The 17637-nt window shown below is 58.1% G+C and carries 18 protein-coding genes and 1 tRNA gene; 5 read left to right on the top strand and 14 right to left on the bottom strand.

What is annotated here, in order from left to right; translation table 11 throughout:
- Positions 1-27: 27 nt before the first annotated feature.
- Positions 28-1098 (bottom strand): malate/lactate/ureidoglycolate dehydrogenase, encoded by a 1071-nt coding sequence (locus tag AADW22_RS04975; RefSeq protein WP_407474368.1) that lies wholly within the window; start codon positions 1096-1098, stop codon positions 28-30.
- A gap of 1193 nt (positions 1099-2291) precedes the next feature.
- Here AADW22_RS04975 and AADW22_RS04970 point away from each other — a divergent pair.
- Positions 2292-3614 carry a hypothetical protein gene (locus tag AADW22_RS04970; protein ID WP_407474367.1) on the top strand — a complete coding sequence of 441 codons (1323 nt, stop codon included), beginning with the start codon at positions 2292-2294 and terminating at the stop codon, positions 3612-3614.
- A gap of 307 nt (positions 3615-3921) precedes the next feature.
- Here AADW22_RS04970 and AADW22_RS04965 read toward each other — a convergent pair whose 3' ends face one another.
- A complete protein-coding gene (locus AADW22_RS04965) occupies positions 3922-4575 on the bottom strand; it encodes a hypothetical protein (RefSeq protein WP_348199467.1) in 654 nt (217 codons plus the stop codon).
- A gap of 603 nt (positions 4576-5178) precedes the next feature.
- Between AADW22_RS04965 and AADW22_RS04960 the strand changes: the two genes are divergently transcribed.
- A complete protein-coding gene (locus AADW22_RS04960; protein WP_407474366.1) occupies positions 5179-5481 on the top strand; it encodes a hypothetical protein in 303 nt (100 codons plus the stop codon).
- Positions 5482-5537: 56 nt separating this feature from the next.
- On the opposite strand, the gene AADW22_RS04955 is transcribed toward AADW22_RS04960, so the two are convergent.
- The 7 genes from AADW22_RS04955 to AADW22_RS04925 form a co-directional block, all read right to left on the bottom strand.
- Entirely contained in the window at positions 5538-6704 is a 1167-nt protein-coding gene (locus AADW22_RS04955) for a DUF6538 domain-containing protein (protein WP_348000650.1), read from the bottom strand.
- A gap of 61 nt (positions 6705-6765) precedes the next feature.
- A tRNA-Phe gene (locus AADW22_RS04950) sits at positions 6766-6840 on the bottom strand.
- A 102-nt stretch (positions 6841-6942) separates the two neighbouring features.
- Positions 6943-7134, bottom strand: a complete 192-nt coding sequence (locus tag AADW22_RS04945) for a DNA gyrase inhibitor YacG (RefSeq protein WP_037943388.1) — start codon at positions 7132-7134, stop codon at positions 6943-6945.
- Entirely contained in the window at positions 7131-8153 is a 1023-nt protein-coding gene (locus AADW22_RS04940) for a ribonuclease E/G (protein WP_005851740.1), read from the bottom strand. Before AADW22_RS04940 ends, AADW22_RS04945 begins: the two co-directional genes overlap by 4 nt.
- On the bottom strand, positions 8150-8728 hold the full coding sequence (locus AADW22_RS04935; RefSeq protein ID WP_348000648.1) for a Maf family protein: 579 nt from the start codon (positions 8726-8728) through the stop codon (positions 8150-8152). Before AADW22_RS04935 ends, AADW22_RS04940 begins: the two co-directional genes overlap by 4 nt.
- A gap of 54 nt (positions 8729-8782) precedes the next feature.
- Positions 8783-9001 carry a translation initiation factor IF-1 gene (gene infA, locus AADW22_RS04930; protein ID WP_005851736.1) on the bottom strand — a complete coding sequence of 73 codons (219 nt, stop codon included), beginning with the start codon at positions 8999-9001 and terminating at the stop codon, positions 8783-8785.
- 81 nt (positions 9002-9082) lie between these two features.
- A complete protein-coding gene (locus AADW22_RS04925; RefSeq protein WP_037943382.1) occupies positions 9083-9964 on the bottom strand; it encodes a carbon-nitrogen hydrolase family protein in 882 nt (293 codons plus the stop codon).
- Positions 9965-10143: 179 nt separating this feature from the next.
- Between AADW22_RS04925 and AADW22_RS04920 the strand changes: the two genes are divergently transcribed.
- On the top strand, positions 10144-11109 hold the full coding sequence (locus AADW22_RS04920) for a LysR family transcriptional regulator (RefSeq protein WP_407474365.1): 966 nt from the start codon (positions 10144-10146) through the stop codon (positions 11107-11109).
- 58 nt (positions 11110-11167) lie between these two features.
- Positions 11168-11881, top strand: a complete 714-nt coding sequence (locus tag AADW22_RS04915) for an NAD-dependent deacylase (protein ID WP_407474364.1) — start codon at positions 11168-11170, stop codon at positions 11879-11881.
- A 39-nt stretch (positions 11882-11920) separates the two neighbouring features.
- On the opposite strand, the gene AADW22_RS04910 is transcribed toward AADW22_RS04915, so the two are convergent.
- The 3 genes from AADW22_RS04910 to rpmB form a co-directional block, all read right to left on the bottom strand.
- Complete coding sequence (locus AADW22_RS04910) at positions 11921-12430, bottom strand: copper chaperone PCu(A)C (RefSeq protein ID WP_407474363.1); 510 nt, start codon at positions 12428-12430, stop codon at positions 11921-11923.
- Between the two features lie 46 nt (positions 12431-12476).
- Complete coding sequence (locus tag AADW22_RS04905) at positions 12477-12821, bottom strand: hypothetical protein (protein WP_407474362.1); 345 nt, start codon at positions 12819-12821, stop codon at positions 12477-12479.
- Between the two features lie 99 nt (positions 12822-12920).
- Positions 12921-13220 (bottom strand): 50S ribosomal protein L28, encoded by a 300-nt coding sequence (rpmB, locus tag AADW22_RS04900; RefSeq protein ID WP_005851725.1) that lies wholly within the window; start codon positions 13218-13220, stop codon positions 12921-12923.
- A gap of 188 nt (positions 13221-13408) precedes the next feature.
- Here rpmB and AADW22_RS04895 point away from each other — a divergent pair, with 188 nt between their 5' ends.
- A complete protein-coding gene (locus tag AADW22_RS04895; protein WP_074635803.1) occupies positions 13409-14104 on the top strand; it encodes a phosphatidylcholine/phosphatidylserine synthase in 696 nt (231 codons plus the stop codon).
- 42 nt (positions 14105-14146) lie between these two features.
- On the opposite strand, the gene AADW22_RS04890 is transcribed toward AADW22_RS04895, so the two are convergent.
- The gene (locus AADW22_RS04890; protein WP_180828753.1) at positions 14147-14605 is read right to left on the bottom strand and encodes a methylated-DNA--[protein]-cysteine S-methyltransferase; all 459 of its coding nucleotides are present in this window, start codon (positions 14603-14605) and stop codon (positions 14147-14149) included.
- A gap of 33 nt (positions 14606-14638) precedes the next feature.
- Positions 14639-17554, bottom strand: coding sequence for an isoleucine--tRNA ligase (gene ileS / locus AADW22_RS04885; protein ID WP_407474361.1), 2916 nt, complete (start codon positions 17552-17554; stop codon positions 14639-14641).
- Between the last annotated feature and the right edge of the window lie 83 nt (positions 17555-17637).

The raw sequence follows: 17637 nt of genomic DNA, 5'->3' as shown, positions 1-17637 counted from the left end.
CGAGAGGCGCGATTGCGCAGGGTGACGTCAATCAGAGGTAGAGCAAAGATGTTCTGACGCGGGAACACCCGCCTTGCGCGCCGCCTCCGACAGTTGCGCCAATGTGCCTGCATCCAGCGGAATACCCTTGGCCGATCGCTCTGCCGTACTGCGTCTTTCGGGGTCGCCGGGGAATTGCACCCCCGCCGTTCCGGGCGCTGCGGGGGATGCCTTGACCCAATCTATATAGCTGTCCACATCCACGCCAAAGCTTTGCGCAAGACCAAAGACATTCGGATCGATCAAGATCGCCATCATGTTATTCACGATCCGGTCGGGCACCTCGCGCTCGGGCGCATAGGCCCCGCCCCCGCTGAACGATCCACCTAAGATATCCCCCAGCAAGGCGAGCCCGAACCCTTTATGCTGCCCGAAGGCCGTCAACGCCCCGCCTGCACCGTCAAATACCACCGACGGATCACGCGTGGCATTGCCCTGCGCATCAATCAACGCCCCTTCGGGCGCAGGCTTGCCGCTAAGCTGAGCGACACGCGCCTTGCCCATGGCGATGGTACTGGTCGCCATATCCAGCACAAACATCGGATGCTTTTCGGTCGCCGGTATCGCCGTGCAGTAAGGGTTGGTGACAAACCGCGCATCACTGCCGCCGAAGGGTGCCACCAGGGGGCGCGCGGACTGAACATTCGCGTAAAGGATGCAGATAAACCCCGCCTCCGCCGCCATGATGCCCCAGTCGCCCAACCGCCCAAGGTGAAAGCTGTTGCGCAAGGACAGCATCGCGAAATGGTGGGTCTGCGCACGATCAATCGCCAGCGTCATCGCCTGCTCTGCCACGATATGGCCAAAGCCACGGTGGCCATCGACCAAGAGGAACGGCCCCTTGTCCTGCACCAGCTCGATATCGGCCGCAGCGTCCAACTGCCCTGCAAGAATACCGTCCACATAGGCGGGTATCATCCCCACCCCGTGGCTGTCATGCCCCGCCAGATTAGCCCCCACCAACCGCGCCGCAACCTTCGCCGCCCGCCCTGCATCCTTCCCTGCCTGCGCCAAAATAGCCGTCGCAAAATCCGTCAACCGCCCCGCATCAACCGCCATCGGTCTGTCCTCCCCCAAATATGCTGTCCACGCCGCCTCTCCCAAAACGAACGCCCACGATCGCAACCTCGCGCCAAGAAGCGGAAACTGCAAGCCGGAGGGTCATCGGAAGCGGAAGGAGCCAGTGCGGGCGTCTACGGCGGGAAAGTTTTCAACGGAGAGTTTAAATGGTGCCCAGGGCAGCTTGGGTTTCCCCGTTGTGTTCCCGTTACAGGCATCCTGTCTGCCGACAGCCTCAGTAAAACTTGGGGTATCAGTAGATAACTCTGAGGGTCAACAGGCACGATATGCCCTACGTTTTGTCCTACGGCGGCAGCTAAGCACCATAGTCGTCCTGCAGCCCACTTCGTAATCCTGGAGCAGCAACGCTCACATTGGTTGCGGACGGAGGCCGTCAGCGCGTCCCACAGGCGATCGTAGAGGTATCTCGAAACCATCCCCCGGGTATTACTTTCGGTTCCACCTGCAGACGCCCCCCAGAGGGGGGGGGGGAGAGGTGAAGGTATGATGTACAGAAGGACGCACAGATTTTTGGGGTGCAATTCAGAGGCGCGGGGGGGTGGCAGGCCGGGGCTTCTCTGCGGGATTACTGCTCCCCTGTGATATAAAAAGGTGATTTTCCAAACTCTCTGACAGGAGATTACGAACAAACTAACGAGCTTTTTGTCGCGACAAACGGTGTCTCCTGCGAGCCGACGTCCTCGACACAAGTAATTACCCCTCGCCCAGTGAATAAAAGCAAAACGGCTTTAAGTTTTTAGAATATGCTAAAACCATCCGGTGCTTCGACACACCCTAAATTAGTTTTACCCCTCTCCTGATATAACAGAGAACGCCTATTATGTGGTGGGTCAAGTTATAGCCTACCAGAGGACCATGTTTGATGAACCGTTCTATCCCCGGCTTCAAAACCAGATCGAGAAATGCGCATTGGTTGCCGATGGGTGGTTGTTCTTCAAATCTCAACTAATCGATATCTCGGAAAACGATCTCATATGCCACCCTTACCATACTACCTTAGCCCTTTAAGGGCGGCTCCCCCGGCGGGTATATAAGTCATTGTATTATAATGTATTTTTCGACAACTCCACCCCAGCTGTCGTCTTTTTGAACAGCTAAAATACGACATTCCCTTCCCAACAATCGTAGAACAAGCCCTAGCAGGCACCTCTGCCCCAATAGGAAATATTGATATGACTAACGTCACTGTCATCGACACCATCATGGGTGCCGGTAAAACCTCATACATGATCGAATACATGAACCGAGCCTACGTAGCTGGCCTGTTTAATTCATCTGATCGCCGATTTATCTATGTCACGCCTCTCCTAGACGAAGTTGAGAGGGTGAAAGAGGCTTGTCCTGATCTGAGTTTCAAAGACCCCAAACCAATCCATGGTCGCAAATACTATGGTCTGCAGGCACTTATAGAAGGCAGAGAGAACATCGCGACCACACATGAGCTGTTCAAGCTGCTCACACAAGAGACACGAGAAGCCTTACTGGCCGCGAACTATACGCTGGTCATCGACGAAGTGCTGACATGCTGCGATTTATTCGACGGTTTGACCAAGTATGATCAAGATGATCTCTTCGACACAGGCAAAGTATTCGTTGACGCGGAAACAAGGCGTCTTCGCTGGAACCATGGGACGCATGGTAACTACGTAGGCAAGTTCTCTCACGTCAAGCATCTGTGCGACAACGGTAACTTGGCTGTCTACGCCGAAGGCTCAAAGAGCAAGCGGGTCTTGGTCTGGCAGTTTCCAACAGAATTTCTGGAGTGCTTCGACGAGGTCTATGTTCTGACATATCTCTTTGAGGGCTCAGATATGCGATCTTATCTCGAAGCCGAGGGCGTCTCTTTGACCCTCAAAGCAGTCTCAGGCGACCGAGAACGTGGTTATCAACTTGTTGCTTGGGATGATTGCAATGAACAACAGATAAAAGCCAAAATCAGAGAGCTCGTCACGATCTACGAAGGTAAAGGAAACGACATAGGTATCCCTAAAGGCAGGGAGCAACCGCTGTCATCGTCGTGGCTTAAACGAGCTGACGCCGCAACTCTGAAAAAGCTCCGGGGAAACACTGTTACCTTCTTCAAGAACCACGCAAAGACGCCTGCGGGTTCTAACAGTTGGGCGACCTTCAAGGACTTTCGGCCAAAGTTGAAAGGGGAAGGGTATTCAGGAAAAGGGTGCTGGATACCTCTGAACACGAAGGCGACCAATGCATTCGCCCACAAGAAATCCATGGCGTACTTGGCGAACAGGTTCTCTCTACCGATCCTAAGGAATTACTTTGCTGGTCGCGGGATCGATATGGACGATGATATCTATGCGATCTCAGAGATGATCCAGGTACTTTGGAGAACGGCGATAAGGAACGATGAACCTGTCATGCTGTACATACCAAGCGAGCGGATGCGCCACTTGTTCAAGCTCTGGCTCGATACTGAAAGCTCATCTGAACTAATTGAAGCTCTGCATCCAGGACGAAACCGGCTTGCCGCGTAGGTATCGAGGCCCTCGCCACAATAGGCGGGGGCATTCAGTGTTATGAGCCGAACTGGTTACAAGGCGACAAGTTTCTGTTTCCCTACCTTTTTTGATACATTCGACAGAGGGGGTGAGCCCGCCCCCACCGAAGCCATCTTTGCGCTTCACGCTGGTGGTCCGCTCGAATACGCTAATTTCCGTTTCCGGCCCTTAGCGGGCGTTCGTGTGAAACGCGTCTAATGGCAGCTCCCAGCCCAAAGTAGACATTGAGTTAAGCAGGAACGACTACTGCTGCGCGGACATATCGCCATTTCGTTGATGCGTGCTATCTATTACCACAGTCGCTGTACGATTGTTCGAGGGTGAAACAGGTTTGATCTTTGATCCATTCGGCAGTTGCTGGGTGGCCGAGTAGATACAGTACTTGGATGCCGGCGACGAAACCAAACGCTGTCTGTGCTCCATGTCGAAACGGTTTTTTGACTTGTAAACCACGGATAAACATAAAAAAACAAACGATACAGACAATCAAAAAAGCGTAGCTGTTACCTCCGAACAACAACACCAGAAAAGCGGATACTATAAGGTACGAGATGAAGATCGCGCAGTAGAATATGAAAGTTTCAATGCGGTCTCCTGTTTCGTACTCTCTGTCGTTAAGTATTTTTTCCTCTCCCAACAAACCGGGCAAAGATAGTGTCGCAAGTGAAGTCAGAGTTACTATCTCCCCTGGTAATGCAATCAGATACGGTATCTCTCCAATCAAGCCGCCAATCAATTCTGCCAATCTGTTCCAGCTAACAGTGATGGCGTAGAGAGCTCGGATAATTTCCCATCTACCGATGTCGACAAACGTTTCTAACAGGCTGACGAACAACACGCACCCAAGAAGACCGCGCACGAACCAAAAACTATTTACCCAGGCTAAAGTTCTCTCGATGATTTTACTTGCGTCAGAAATATCGTGTGTTTTTTTCATCTGACCCAAGGAAAACCAATTTGTCAGCCTGAGCTTAATGGTCAGACATGGTCATACTATCTTGGCAGGTTTTAACAGTCCATCAGTAACAAGGCGCTCCACATACACACCCGCGCCTCTGAATTGCACCCCAAAAATCTGTGCGTCCTTCTGTACATCATACCTTCACCTCCCCCCCCCCTCTGGGGGGCGTCTGCAGGTGGAACCGAAAGTAATACCCGGGGGATGGTTTCGAGATACCTCTACGATCGCCTGTGGGACGCGCTGACGGCCTCCGTCCGCAACCAATGTGAGCGTTGCTGCTCCAGGATTACGAAGTGGGCTGCAGGACGACTATGGTGCTTAGCTGCCGCCGTAGGACAAAACGTAGGGCATATCGTGCCTGTTGACCCTCAGAGTTATCTACTGATACCCCAAGTTTTACTGAGGCTGTCGGCAGACAGGATGCCTGTAACGGGAACACAACGGGGAAACCCAAGCTGCCCCTGGGCACCAACTTTTATCATAACCTGCTGATATCCCTCGGTTTCTTTGAGAAACTGCGCGGGCGTAGGACATGGTGTGTCCGTACCAACCTTGCTCGCCTTATGAAGGAGCAACCTGTTGACCGATACCGTTAAGAACGTCAGCATCACGCTGGATTACGAGGTGCAAAACCTCGACACTCTGTTCGAAGCCGCCAAGAATGCCTTGGAGGAACTCAGAGCCAAGACGATTGCTGAGCACGGCGAGAGCGAAGACAGGCGATACGCCCAACCATTGGACCAACTGATCCAGACCGAGCTTTACGATACAGCTACAGGGGTGTTGCAGCCCAGCCTGTGCGTTGAGGTTATCTTGGACAAATTAATATACGACGTGCCTGGCACTCAGCTAGCAGGGACCACATCCGGTCCAATTGCATAAGCGCCAACAAACAGGCACACGAGGGGCGGCTAAGTCATAACGACCCACACTGCCCCTCACACCAATTTCCGCATCCATTTCGCAAGAACCTCAAGGGGGTAACCCCTTCCGTAGGCATGCCCAACGCCATCAGTTTGCCACCCCCCGAGCTGATCTACGATGTCTGAAGGACACTCAACGGCGCGGAGGCGGTCTCTTAGTGAGTGGCGGAAACTATGCATGGTACACCCAGTCGGCACCATCGGCTTCAACCACTTATTTAATGCGGCGCTGGCTGAGTTAGCATTCGTTAGCTGGCCTCTGTTGTACCTTGGGAAGGCGTGAACTTGGCCCGCTGCGTGAAACTGGATACGCTGAGCGGCCCATAGCGCTTTACCGACAAGGGGGATTTCCCGGGAGCTACCAGCCGTTTTGAGGCGTCGCCAGGGGTGCTCTCGGATGATGACTTTCTTACAGTCACCTTCCACCACCAGATCAGTCAAAGCTAGCCCTGTCGCTTCAGCTAAGCGCATACCTGTGTCGGAAACCAACGCCACAAGCCAACGTAGGTCGTCATCCAGTGAAACGCATTCCGCCTGCACAGTGTTGATTACTTCTCCCACTAGCGGCTCACGCTCTTGCACCCCAGCCTGACGGTCGAAGTATACCCCGCTGAAAGGGTTATTGAACGATACTCCTGCCTCACTTGCTGCGAAGTTAGTGACGGACCGGACGGTGCCGAAGATGCGGGTGATACTGCTCCCCGACAGCCCGCGCTCGATCAGCGCATCCCGGAAGGCATTGGCGTCCTTCTTCGTATAGCCTCGAAGGTCTTTATCTCCCGCGACGTCGATCACGTACCCACAGGAACGCTCCGCAGCCCTGTGAAAGGTCACAGGACGCCCATGACCCTTTTGTTTAAGATAGATAGACACGGCCTCAGATAGAAGCACAGCGTCGCTTATCGCCACCTCTGGCGCTGCAAGGGCGGAACTCGAGGTCATCCGCAAGCGGTGCTTACCGGGCAGCTCCGCATCCTTGCAACGGAGGTAGTACCAGTATTCGTCGAGTTGATCAGCCGCCCGCCTAGCCCGAGTTGTAGCGACCTGCGCAGACCTCGTTCTCAAAGAATATGAAATTTTCCGTGTGTCGTAATGCCTCAAGAGGTCCGTTGGGACACGTCTCTCGAAATAGAATATGCCGTTCTTTGTGAACGAGAAAGGCACCAAATTGTCATACACCATGTCCTACGCCCGCGCAGTTTCTCAAAGAAACCGAGGGATATCAGCAGGTTATGATAAAAGTTGGTGCCCAGGGGCGGAATCGAACCACCGACACGAGGATTTTCAATCCACTGCTCTACCCCTGAGCTACCCGGGCACCGGAGACCACCGTAGTGGTCGGGTGTGCGGGTTCTAGGAGTTTGCGGCGGGGGTGTCCAGAGGGTTTTGCCATGTTTGGCAAAGGTTTTTTCGGAAAATTCTAATGCGGCTTGTCGGGGGCGTTCAAAGCGGCCTCGGTGGCTTCGATTGCGGCCTCGATATCCTCGGGGTCGCGGCTGGGGGTCGCGTAGCTGCCGTTCAGCCACTTGGCCAGATCCACGTCAGCGCAGCGCCCGGAACAGAAGGGGCGATACTTGGGAGAGGTTTCACGGTCGCAGATCGGGCAGGTCACTTCAGAACCTCAGCCAAAGGCATACGGGCGCGTTTGCGTTGCAGTTCGTAGTGGCCCAAAGGGGTCCAGCCGACCAGCGTCGTTTCCACGTCATCGGCGCGGAAGGCCTGGCGCAACGCGGTCTCGAACGGGCGGCGATCTTTTTTGGGCATGGGCGCAAGGTCAAGCGTGATCTGCCCGCCCAACCCGCGCAGACGCAGGGCACGGGGCAAGGCGCGGGCACAGGCCATATTCGCTTTGATCCCGGCAGCAAGGGACACGTCCGCACCGGTGTTCACATCAACGGCCACCAACGCACGGGTAGGTTCCACAAACATAAAGGCACCGCCGTCAAGCGCGACGCGCGGCTGCGAGAGGCTGTCGACAGTGTCCAACACGCCATGGGTTTCAAAACCACCGGGGTCGGTCACGACGTCGGCGGGCTCGACCCAGTCGCGCCAAGCCAGAATATGCGGACCATCGCCTTCGGACAGAACCTCCATGTCGGTGGATGGGTCGTCCAATACCTTATCCGCCAGCGCCAGCATCGCGTCGATATCATCGGCGATGTCATCGGCATCCGCGCCAGCGCAAGAGGACCGGAGAATCAGGCCATGTGCGGCCCCGTCGGACGCTTCATGCGCAATTTCGAGCAGCCGGTCCCGTTCTTCCTCGTCGCGGATACTGCGCGAGATATTGGTGCCGGGTGCGCCCGGCGTCACGATGGCATAGCGGCTTTTGAACAGCAGCTTCTGGGTGACGGGAACGGCCTTGCCGGGTTCAGCATAGCCGGACACCTGCACAAGAATGGGTTGCCCCGGTGCGAGCCCCTTGATCTGGCGCAGAAAAGCAGAGCCGTCGGGCGTTTTCAAAAACATCCCCCCCTGCCCCTTGACCGGACGATCCGCGATGGCGCGGTAGATCGTGCCGGGGCGCGGGCCGTCGCTGTCGATCAGAAGATCATCCAGCTTGCCGTCCACGATCAGCGCGGCGGCTTCGATGTCGCCAAAATGGTCCAGAACGATCGTACGGCCCTTCATGAGGTCTCTCCTGCGAAAACATATCCTGCAGCACGCAGCAGGTTTGCGGTTTCGGCCAGTGGCAGGCCGACAATGCCGGTGAATGATCCGCTGATCCACGGGATAAGGGCTCCAGCCGGCCCCTGAATACCATAGCCGCCAGCTTTGCCCTGCCAGTCACCGGTTGCCAGATAGGCCGAGATCTCGGCGTCCGACAGTCGTTTCATGCGGACGGTGCTGACCACATCGCGCTGCCACAGCTTGTCGCCGCGCTTGACCGCGACAGCCGTGATGACCTTGTGGCGACGCCCCGACATGAGGCGCAGGAAACGGATCGTCTCTGCTTCATCCGCAGGCTTGCCCAGGATTCGCCGCCCCACTGCGACGGTGGTATCGGCACACAGCACGATATCATCGGACCCCGCCTGCACCGCGGCGGCTTTTTCACGGGCCATACGCGCACAATAGGGGCGCGGCAGTTCGGCGGTATGGGGGGTTTCATCGATATCGGGCGCGCGAATATCGTCAGGCACAACGCCGATTTGCGCCAGCAATTCCTTGCGGCGCGGACTTCCTGATCCGAGGATAAAACTCATATGCGATCCTAGATCGCTGCCCGAAAACCACTAGGTGATTCTCGGAAAAGCGTATTATTTAAAGCGGTAATTGATCCGGCCTTTGCTCAGATCATAGGGGGTCATTTCCACCTGTACCTTATCGCCAGCCAGAACACGGATGCGATTCTTGCGCATCTTTCCTGCCGTATGTGCGATGATCTCATGGCCGTTTTCAAGCTCGACCCGGAACGTCGCGTTCGGCAGAAGTTCTTTCACGATACCGGGGAATTCGAGCGTGTCTTCCTTGGCCATGGTCTCTCCTTGAACACTTTGCCCTGCAATTTCAGGACGCAGGCTTAAATGGGCGCAATTTTCCCTTTTTTCAAGGGGTATTCACATCAAAGGCACGTTTATGGCCGTTGCGTCACGCCCGAACTGATCCTCCCAGTGGTTTCGGTTCAAAACCACCCCGTCTGCACGCACGCGGCTGATCTGGGCGATGTCGACCTCGGCGAAGGTCCAGCCGGGCACGTTGATCTCGGCGGCGGCAAGGACTCCGGTGGATGGAAAGCCCACATCCGGCGGGCAGAAGATGCCGCCCGCCCCGTAGGATGTGCCAAGCGCCTCTGACCAATCCGCAGGGCCGATGCAGGATGACATGGCCGTAACGCATTGATTTTCCAGTGCCCGCGCCATGGATCCGATGCGGACACGCCAGTAGCCTGCCAGCGCCTCGGTCACGCTCGGCACGGCGATGATGTCACAATCGGCAAGGGCACGGCCCAGCAGGGGAAACTCGCTATCGTAGCAGATGAGGATGCTGATCTTGCCCAATGTGGTCTCGAAGATACGCAGAGGCTCCCCGCCGACCACGCCCCAGACCTCGCGTTCGAATCGGGTCATGATCTGCTTGTCCTGCACCCCGACTTGACCTGAAGGGGTGATCAGACGTGCGCGGTTCACCGGACGGGCAGCGGCAGGCGTCACCGCGGGCCCCGATGCCGCAACGATATGCACGCCATATTCCGCCGCCAGTTTTAGATGCGCCGCATCCGCATCCGCCAACCGGTCAGAGACTGCAAAGAGCGACGCCTCAAGATTGCCCGCCACGTCAAGGCCAGCGAGCGTCGCAAGCTCCATCGCGCCGTATTCGGGAAAAACCAACAGCTCCGCCCCGCTGGCGGCCGCCGTTGCGACCCAGCCTGCAAGCTTGTCTTCATATTGCGCCCAGCTGGTCAGGACATCCAGCGGGTATGCGGCGGTTGCGATTTTCATGAGGCCTCCGGTGCGTGATTTCCCTTATGGTGCGCCGCGCGCGGCCAAGCTTCAAGTACCGCCACACACCCCAGGGCTCATTTCACTTTTGTGAAACTATGGGTGCATGATCCGCGACAAGCTTGCCAATTTATCGGGCATGCTTCACAAAATTGGAAAGAACGAAGGGGGCGAGCACCATGATCAAAAAGGGCATCACCCTGCGCGGTATAGAGGTATTCGAGGCTTTGGCCAGCCGTGGTTCGGTCGCACAGGCCGCCGCGCTGACAGGGTTAAGCCAACCCGCCGTGAGCCAGCAGATCAGCAACCTCGAAGCCGCCATGGGAGCCGCCCTGATCGACCACAGCACGCGCCCCATGCGCCTGACCGCGGCGGGCGAAAGCTTTCTGCGTCACAGCGGCGCGGCGCTGACCCATATCCGGCTCGCGCAATCCGAGCTGACGGTCATGGATCTTGCCAACCTCAGCGACCTGAGCCTTGGCGTGATCGACGACTTTGACAACGATGTCACCCCGCGTCTGGCGACCCTTCTGGCCGACAGTATGGCAGGCTGTCGCTTTCGCATGGTGACCGACGGCAGCAAGGGGCTGATCCAGTCGGTGCAGGACAAATCGCTTCATGTCGCCATTGCCGCCACCAGCGGGGATGCCAAAAGCGGGCTGATCGAGATTCCGCTGGCCCGCGATCCCTTTGTTATCGTCACCCCGGCCAGCTTCGACGGCGACAGCGCCGCGCTGATGACGGGGCGATCCGCCCTGCCCTTTGTTAAATACGCGGCGGACCAGTTGATCGCCGACCAGATCAACAACCATCTGACGCGCAGCAATATCACCCTGCCCTCGCAATTCGAGATCGGCAGCCATCTCGCCCTGATGGCGATGGTGGCACGGGGCATCGGCTGGGCCATCACGACGCCCTTCGGCTATTGCCGCGCAGAGCGGTTTCACCAGCAGCTTGCGGTGCACCCGCTCCCCACGCCCGGATTAACGCGACAGATCTCGCTGTTTGCGGGGTCAGACTGGACGGGGCCGGTGCCGCAGAACATTGCCGACACGATGCGGCAACTGCTTCGGTCCCACATGATCGCGCCAACGGTGGCGCAGTTGCCGTGGCTTTCTTCCAGCTTCGAGGCGTTAGAGGGCTGACCGCTTGCGCAAAAGCTGCGCGGCTGGTTCACTTGGCGCGTAAAACAAAGGGGCTGACATGAGCAAGATCGTCATTCTGACCGGCGCGGGCATTTCTGCGGAAAGCGGCATTGATACCTTCCGTGCCGAAGACGGGCTTTGGGCGCAGCACCGGGTCGAGGACGTCGCCACTCCCGAAGGCTTTGCCCGCGACCCGCAACTGGTCGTCGATTTCTATAACGGTCGCCGCAAACAGGCGGCAGAGGTATCGCCGAACGCCGCGCATCAAGCGCTGGCCAGACTGCAGGCGAATTATGCCGGACAGGTGGTGATTGTGACGCAGAATGTCGATGATCTACACGAACAGGGCGGCGCGCGGGTGATCCATATGCACGGCGCGCTGAATTCAGCGCTCTGCGCTGCCTGCGACCACCGTTGGCCCGCACCTATGGTCATGGCCGTCGGTGATCCCTGCCCCGCCTGCAATGCCCCAGCCGCGCGGCCCGACATCGTGTGGTTCGGCGAAATGCCTTATGACATGGACGAGATTTTTGACCATCTGGCCGAGGCCGATATCTTTGCAGCCATCGGCACCTCTGGCAACGTCTACCCCGCCGCCGGTTTCGTGGCAGAGGCGCGGCGCAATGGGGCCCATACGGTAGAGCTGAACCTCGAACGTTCGGCCGTGGGTAACCAGTTCGCCGAACACCGCACCGGTCCGGCGACACGTGTGGTCACCGATTGGGTGGAGGAACTCTTGAGCACCCCACCCCAGCAGCGGCCCGCGTTTTAACACAGATCGGGCCGCTACCATTCATGGGGGCGAAAGGGCTCAGTCTTTTGGCATCTCGTGACCGGTGTGATCCATATCACCGTGGTCATGCCTCATCTTGCCATGGTTCGGCTTGCGGTCCTGATCGACCATCACCTCGATCTCGACCGCACCGGCCTTTTCGAACTCAAGTGTGACGGGCACCATCGCGCCCTGCTCCAGCGGGCCTTTCAGGCCCATGAACATCAGGTGATCGCCGCCGCGTTTGAAGGCATGCATTTCATCCGCCGCAATGGCCACGCCGCCTTCGATCTCGCCCATCCGCATGACGCCATTGTCGTCAGAGGTGTGGGAATGCAATTCGACCTTGTCGGCCACGTCAGAGGACGCCCCGATCAAACGGTCATCCGCGCCAGAGTGGTTCATCACCACCATAAACGCCGCACCGGAGGTGGATTTCGCGGTCGAGCTGCGGATGTAGGCGTCATCCACCATGATGCCTTCGGCAGCGAGAGGAGCGGAAAAGAGAAACAATGCGCAGACAGCGCGGGTCAGCAAAGCAGGTGTCATTGATATATCCTGTCGTCATATTCAAAATGTCTGTGAAGGGTGTGGGTCAGACAGCGACAGGCGGGGCCCTTGGGTCCTGGCGCGTTTTACGTCGCGGCACATCGGCTGTCAGGACATGCACCGCCGGCGCGACAAAGGTCACGATCCGCATCGGTGCGGCCGCCAGAACCACCGTGCCTGCCATTGCAACGTTAAGCGCCGAATCGGGGCAGATATGCGGGGCCGAGGTCGGCTTGCCCTGCGCATCCACATAAATCGCCACAGGGCCCGCACCGGTGCACAGCACCATTTGCCCCGTAGCCGCAGAAGCCCCGCGCGCGACGGCCATGCTTTGCCCCGTGAGGGCCAGCATCAACGCCAGAACCAAAGCTGAAAGGGAACGCAGGGTCATGGGCCGCACCCTAGACGAAGCGCTTGAAAAAGCACCAGTCCAAAACGACGCAGCCCCGGCCAAGGGCCAGGGCTACAACATCGTAACGATTGAAAAGTCTTACGACAGCGCTTCGGCTGTGGCGCTGGACTTTGCAATTGCTTTCTTAACTTTCAACGCGTTGACGGACAGTTCAGTGTCCTTTGCCTTCGCCATGAACTTGTCCAAGCCACCGCGGTGGTCAACAGTGCGCAAAGCAGCTGCCGAGATGCGGAACTTGAAACCGCGGCCCAGTGCTTCGGACTGCAGGGTGACATCGTTCAGGTTTGGCAAGAACCGACGACGTGTACGGTTCTTGGCGTGGCTTACGTTGTTGCCCGTCATCGGGCCTTTTCCGGTCAATTCGCAAACGCGCGACATGGGTCTATCCTTTTGCTGCGGGGCATTTCCGGCGATCCGGTGCAATACCCATATGGGCCGCGCTACGGCAAACCCTGAAATTGGTTTGCTGGCTTTAGGCGGAATCGCGAGCGGGGTCAACCCAAGCCTGCGCGGCAACACACGCTTTTCCTTTTGCATCCGTCGAAAAGATTTGTCATCTGTCGCATATGAATATTCATTCCCGTGCCCTTCTTGTCCATCTGTTCACTGCGACGGGTGCGATTTTCGCCATGCTGGCCATGCTTGCTGCCGCCGACGAACGCTGGGATATGATGTTTCTCTGGCTGGTTGTCGCCTTCTTTGTCGACGGCATCGACGGGCCGCTGGCGCGTAAATACGACGTAAAGACCAACGCGCCGGAATTCGACGGCGTGCTGCTTGATCTGATCATCGATTATCTCACCTATGTGTTTATTCCGGCCTTTGCGCTATTCCATTCCGGCCTCATGGACGGGTGGAGCGGTTGGGTCATGATCATCATCGTCACCTTCGCCAGCGCCATGTATTTCTGCGACACACGCATGAAAACCAAGGATAACTCCTTCTGGGGCTTCCCCGGATGCTGGAACATGCTGGTGCTGGTGCTCTTTGCCCTGTCGCCGCCATGGTGGGTGTCGCTGGTGCTTGTCACGGTCTTGGCCATTACCATGTTCGCCCCGCTGAAATTCGTGCACCCCGTCCGGACAGAGCGTTGGCGCATGGTCACCCTGCCCATGGCATTGGGCTGGACGTTCTTTGCCGGCTGGGCCGCGTGGGTCGATTTCCACCCGCAAAGCTGGGCGCATTGGGGCCTGATCATCACCAGCGTCTATCTGATGTTTGCCGGTGTCGCGCAGCAGTATCTTTACGACCGCGAGGCCTGATAGAGGCACGCAGGGCCAAGGCAGCGGCACGAAACCTCTAAACTAGATAAGCAGCCCTGCCGCCCCTTCGTGGCGTAGCAGGGCAACCTTGGTCTCTACCCCGCCAGCACCCGAGTATCCGGTCAGCCCCTTGGCCCCCATCACACGGTGGCAGGGCACGATGACCGGGACAGGATTCTGCCCGCAGGCCTGCCCCACCACTTGCGCTGGGATCGCCAACTTGGTCGCGATGTCACCGTAGGTCACTGTATCGCCAAAGGGGATCGCCGACATCTCGGCGCAGACCGCTTGCAACGTGGCACTTCCGCCAATGCGCAGTGGCAAAGTGAACTGTGTCAGCCGCCCCGCATCATAGGCACGCAGCTGCGCCTCGGCCTCATCCAGCAGCGCGCTTTTGTCTTGGTGTAGGGTATCCTGCCCCCAATGCAGGTAGGTAATCGCGCCCGCATCCTCGGTCACGACCAAGGTGCCAAAGCGCGTGGGGATGCTGCGCCGCTTCACCCGAGCTTCCGGATCAAGCGGCGCGGCGTCATCTTAGGACACGGCTTCGTCACACCGGGCACAAACGCCCGCGTGATCATGGGTGCCGACATCCGGCAGTACCTTCCAGCAACGTGCGCATTTTTCGCCCGAAGCTTTCTCGAACACCACGGCAACGCCGTCGGTCTCTGGCATACGGAACGCCTCTGCCGGGGCGTCATCGCCGGTGATGGCGATCTGCGAGGTGATGCAAACGTCTTCGAACGCAACGCTTTCAAGCGCCGCCCGCTGAGCGTCATCGGCAACAAACACCATTGGTGCGGCCTCAAGCGAGGCCCCGATGACCTTCTCGACCCGCTGCACTTCCAAAGCCGAGGTCACAACCCGCCGCGCGGCACGCACCTTGGCCCATTTCGCCGCCAGATCAGCATCCAGCCACGCCTTGGGCGTTTCAGGGATATCCGTCAGGTGAACCGAGCTTTCGTCGCCGGGGAACCGTTCAAGCCAGACTTCCTCCATGGTGAACACCAGCACAGGGGCCAGCCATGTCGTCAGACGGTGGAACAGGATATCCAGCACCGTGCGCGCAGCACGGCGGCGCAGCGTGTCGCCGTCGCAATACAGCGCATCCTTACGCACGTCGAAATAGAACGCGGACAGATCAACTGTGGCAAAGGTGAACACCGCCTGGAACACGCCTTGGAAGTCGTAGCGCGCATAGCCTTCGCGCACGATCTGATCCAGCTCTGCCACACGGTGCAGCACCCAGCGTTCAAGCTCTGGCATCTCCGCGGGTTCGGTCCGGTCGGTATCGGTAAAGTCCGACAGCGCGCCCAGCATATAGCGCATGGTGTTGCGCAGACGGCGGTAGCTGTCGGCGGTGCCTTTCAGGATTTCCGGCCCGATCCGCTGGTCCGCAGTGTAATCGGTCTGCGCCACCCACAGACGCAGGATATCCGCGCCATATTGCTGCACGACCTTTTCGGGAACGATGGTGTTGCCGATGGATTTGGACATCTTCATGCCCTTCTCATCCAGCGTGAACCCATGCGTCACCACGTTACGATAAGGCGCGCGGCCTGTGGTGCCCACGGATTGCAGCAGCGACGAATGGAACCAGCCCCGGTGCTGGTCCGTGCCTTCCATATAGACATCCGCGATACCGTCTTCCGAGCCATCCTCGCGGTCGCGCAGCACAAACGCATGGGTCGAACCGGAATCGAACCACACGTCCAGAATGTCGAACACTTGGGTATAGTCGTCGGGGTTCACGATGCCGCCAAGGAACCGCTCTTTCGCGCCGTCTTCGTACCAGACATCAGCACCGTCAGCCTCGAACGCCTCGACGATGCGCTGGTTGACCTCGGGGTTACGCAACAAGAAGTCTTCATCCGTTGGCAGCGCGCCATTCTTGGTAAAGCAGGTCAGCGGCACGCCCCAGGCCCGTTGACGCGACAGCACCCAGTCGGGGCGTGCTTCCATCATCGAGTGCAGACGGTTGCGGCCCTTTTTGGGCACCCAGTTGACGTTGTCGATCTCGGTCAGGGCGCGTTCACGGATGGTCTTGCCGAATGTGTCCTGCCCGTCACCAACGGGCCGGTCGATCGCGGCAAACCACTGCGGCGTGTTGCGGTAGATGACCGGCGCCTTGGAGCGCCAGGAATGCGGATAGCTGTGCTTGATCTTGCCGCGCGCCAGCAGCCCGCCGACCTCGACCAGCTTGTTGATCACGGCCGTGTTGGCGTCGCCTTCCTTGCCGTTGGGTTTGAGGATCTTCTTGCCGCCAAAGAACGGCAGATCGGCGCGGAAAGACCCGTCTTCGACCACGTTATAGGTGATCACCTGATCCAGCATCCCCAGACCGCGGTAAAGTTCATATTCCTCAAGACCATGCGACGGCGCACAATGGACAAAGCCCGTGCCTTCGGTGTCGGTCACGAAATCAGCGGCGCGGAAGTCGCGCAGATCGTCCCATTCGCCATTGCTGCCTTCGGCCCCCGCCAGCGGGTGCTGCAGCTTGATCTTTGCCAGTTCGTCCTGCGTCACATCCCGCAAACGGCGCACCATGGTGTCATCCAGACGCGCACGCCCGAACACATCCATCGCCATGCTGTCCGACAGCAGATAGCGATCACCGATAGTGACCCAGGATTCCTCGGGGCGGCCGGTGACTTCGTACAGACCGTAAGAGATATCTTCGCCATAGACGACGGCCTTGTTGGACGGCATGGTCCAGGGCGTCGTGGTCCAGATCACGACGTGCGCGCCGTCAAGGGTGGCGTCATCCGTGCCAACAACCTTGAACTTCACCCAGATCGTAAAGCTTTCCTTGTCGTGGTATTCCACCTCGGCCTCGGCCAGCGCGGTCTTTTCAACCGGCGACCACATCACGGGTTTGGAGCCTTGATAGAGCGTGCCGTTCATCAGGAACTTCATGAATTCTTCGGCGATCACACGTTCCGCGTGGAAATCCATCGTCAGATAGGGGTCTGCCCAGTTGCCGGTGATGCCCAGACGTTTGAATTCCTCGCGCTGCACATCGACCCAGCCGGCGGCGAACTTGCGGCATTCGGCGCGGAAATCGTTGATCGGCACATCGTCCTTGTCGCGGCCCTTCTGGCGGTACTGCTCTTCGATCTTCCATTCGATGGGCAGACCGTGGCAATCCCAACCGGGGATATAGCGCGCGTCAAAGCCCATCATCTGGTGCGACCGCACGATCATGTCCTTGATCGTCTTGTTCAGTGCGTGGCCGATATGCAGGTTGCCATTCGCATAGGGCGGGCCGTCGTGCAGCGTAAAGGGCTTGCGCCCCTGCTTTTCGCGCAGGCGGTCATAGACGCCGATCTTTTCCCACCGCTCCAGCCATTCGGGTTCGCGTTTGGGCAGGCCCGCGCGCATCGGGAAATCGGTTTTTGGCAGGTTCAGCGTGGATTTATAGTCAAGCGTTTCGGGGGTGTCGGCGCACATGGCGGGCGTCCTTTGGCAACGGTATTTCGGAATGGTGAATGTTCGGATGCGGTGCGAAAAACTCAAGCACCTCTGCCCGGCGT

This window comes from Sulfitobacter sp. PM12 (assembly GCF_045586035.1).
Taxonomy (GTDB): domain Bacteria; phylum Pseudomonadota; class Alphaproteobacteria; order Rhodobacterales; family Rhodobacteraceae; genus Sulfitobacter; species Sulfitobacter pontiacus.
This window is presented reverse-complemented; position numbering and strand designations above follow the sequence as displayed.

Bases quoted from the DNA above. Each gene is read 5' to 3' on its own strand.
- infA (WP_005851736.1), bottom strand. From the start codon at position 9,001: ATGGCCAAGGAAGACACGCTCGAATTCCCCGGTATCGTGAAAGAACTT.
- AADW22_RS04910 (WP_407474363.1), bottom strand. From the start codon at position 12,430: ATGACACCTGCTTTGCTGACCCGCGCTGTCTGCGCATTGTTTCTCTTT.
- AADW22_RS04940 (WP_005851740.1), bottom strand. From the start codon at position 8,153: ATGAAGGGCCGTACGATCGTTCTGGACCATTTTGGCGACATCGAAGCC.
- rpmB (WP_005851725.1), bottom strand. From the start codon at position 13,220: ATGTCGCGCGTTTGCGAATTGACCGGAAAAGGCCCGATGACGGGCAAC.
- AADW22_RS04935 (WP_348000648.1), bottom strand. From the start codon at position 8,728: ATGAGTTTTATCCTCGGATCAGGAAGTCCGCGCCGCAAGGAATTGCTG.
- ileS (WP_407474361.1), bottom strand. From the start codon at position 17,554: ATGTGCGCCGACACCCCCGAAACGCTTGACTATAAATCCACGCTGAAC.
- AADW22_RS04955 (WP_348000650.1), bottom strand. From the start codon at position 6,704: ATGGTGTATGACAATTTGGTGCCTTTCTCGTTCACAAAGAACGGCATA.
- AADW22_RS04970 (WP_407474367.1), top strand. From the start codon at position 2,292: ATGACTAACGTCACTGTCATCGACACCATCATGGGTGCCGGTAAAACC.
- AADW22_RS04965 (WP_348199467.1), bottom strand. From the start codon at position 4,575: ATGAAAAAAACACACGATATTTCTGACGCAAGTAAAATCATCGAGAGA.
- AADW22_RS04920 (WP_407474365.1), top strand. From the start codon at position 10,144: ATGATCAAAAAGGGCATCACCCTGCGCGGTATAGAGGTATTCGAGGCT.
- AADW22_RS04915 (WP_407474364.1), top strand. From the start codon at position 11,168: ATGAGCAAGATCGTCATTCTGACCGGCGCGGGCATTTCTGCGGAAAGC.
- AADW22_RS04905 (WP_407474362.1), bottom strand. From the start codon at position 12,821: ATGACCCTGCGTTCCCTTTCAGCTTTGGTTCTGGCGTTGATGCTGGCC.
- AADW22_RS04925 (WP_037943382.1), bottom strand. From the start codon at position 9,964: ATGAAAATCGCAACCGCCGCATACCCGCTGGATGTCCTGACCAGCTGG.
- AADW22_RS04975 (WP_407474368.1), bottom strand. From the start codon at position 1,098: ATGGCGGTTGATGCGGGGCGGTTGACGGATTTTGCGACGGCTATTTTG.
- AADW22_RS04895 (WP_074635803.1), top strand. From the start codon at position 13,409: ATGAATATTCATTCCCGTGCCCTTCTTGTCCATCTGTTCACTGCGACG.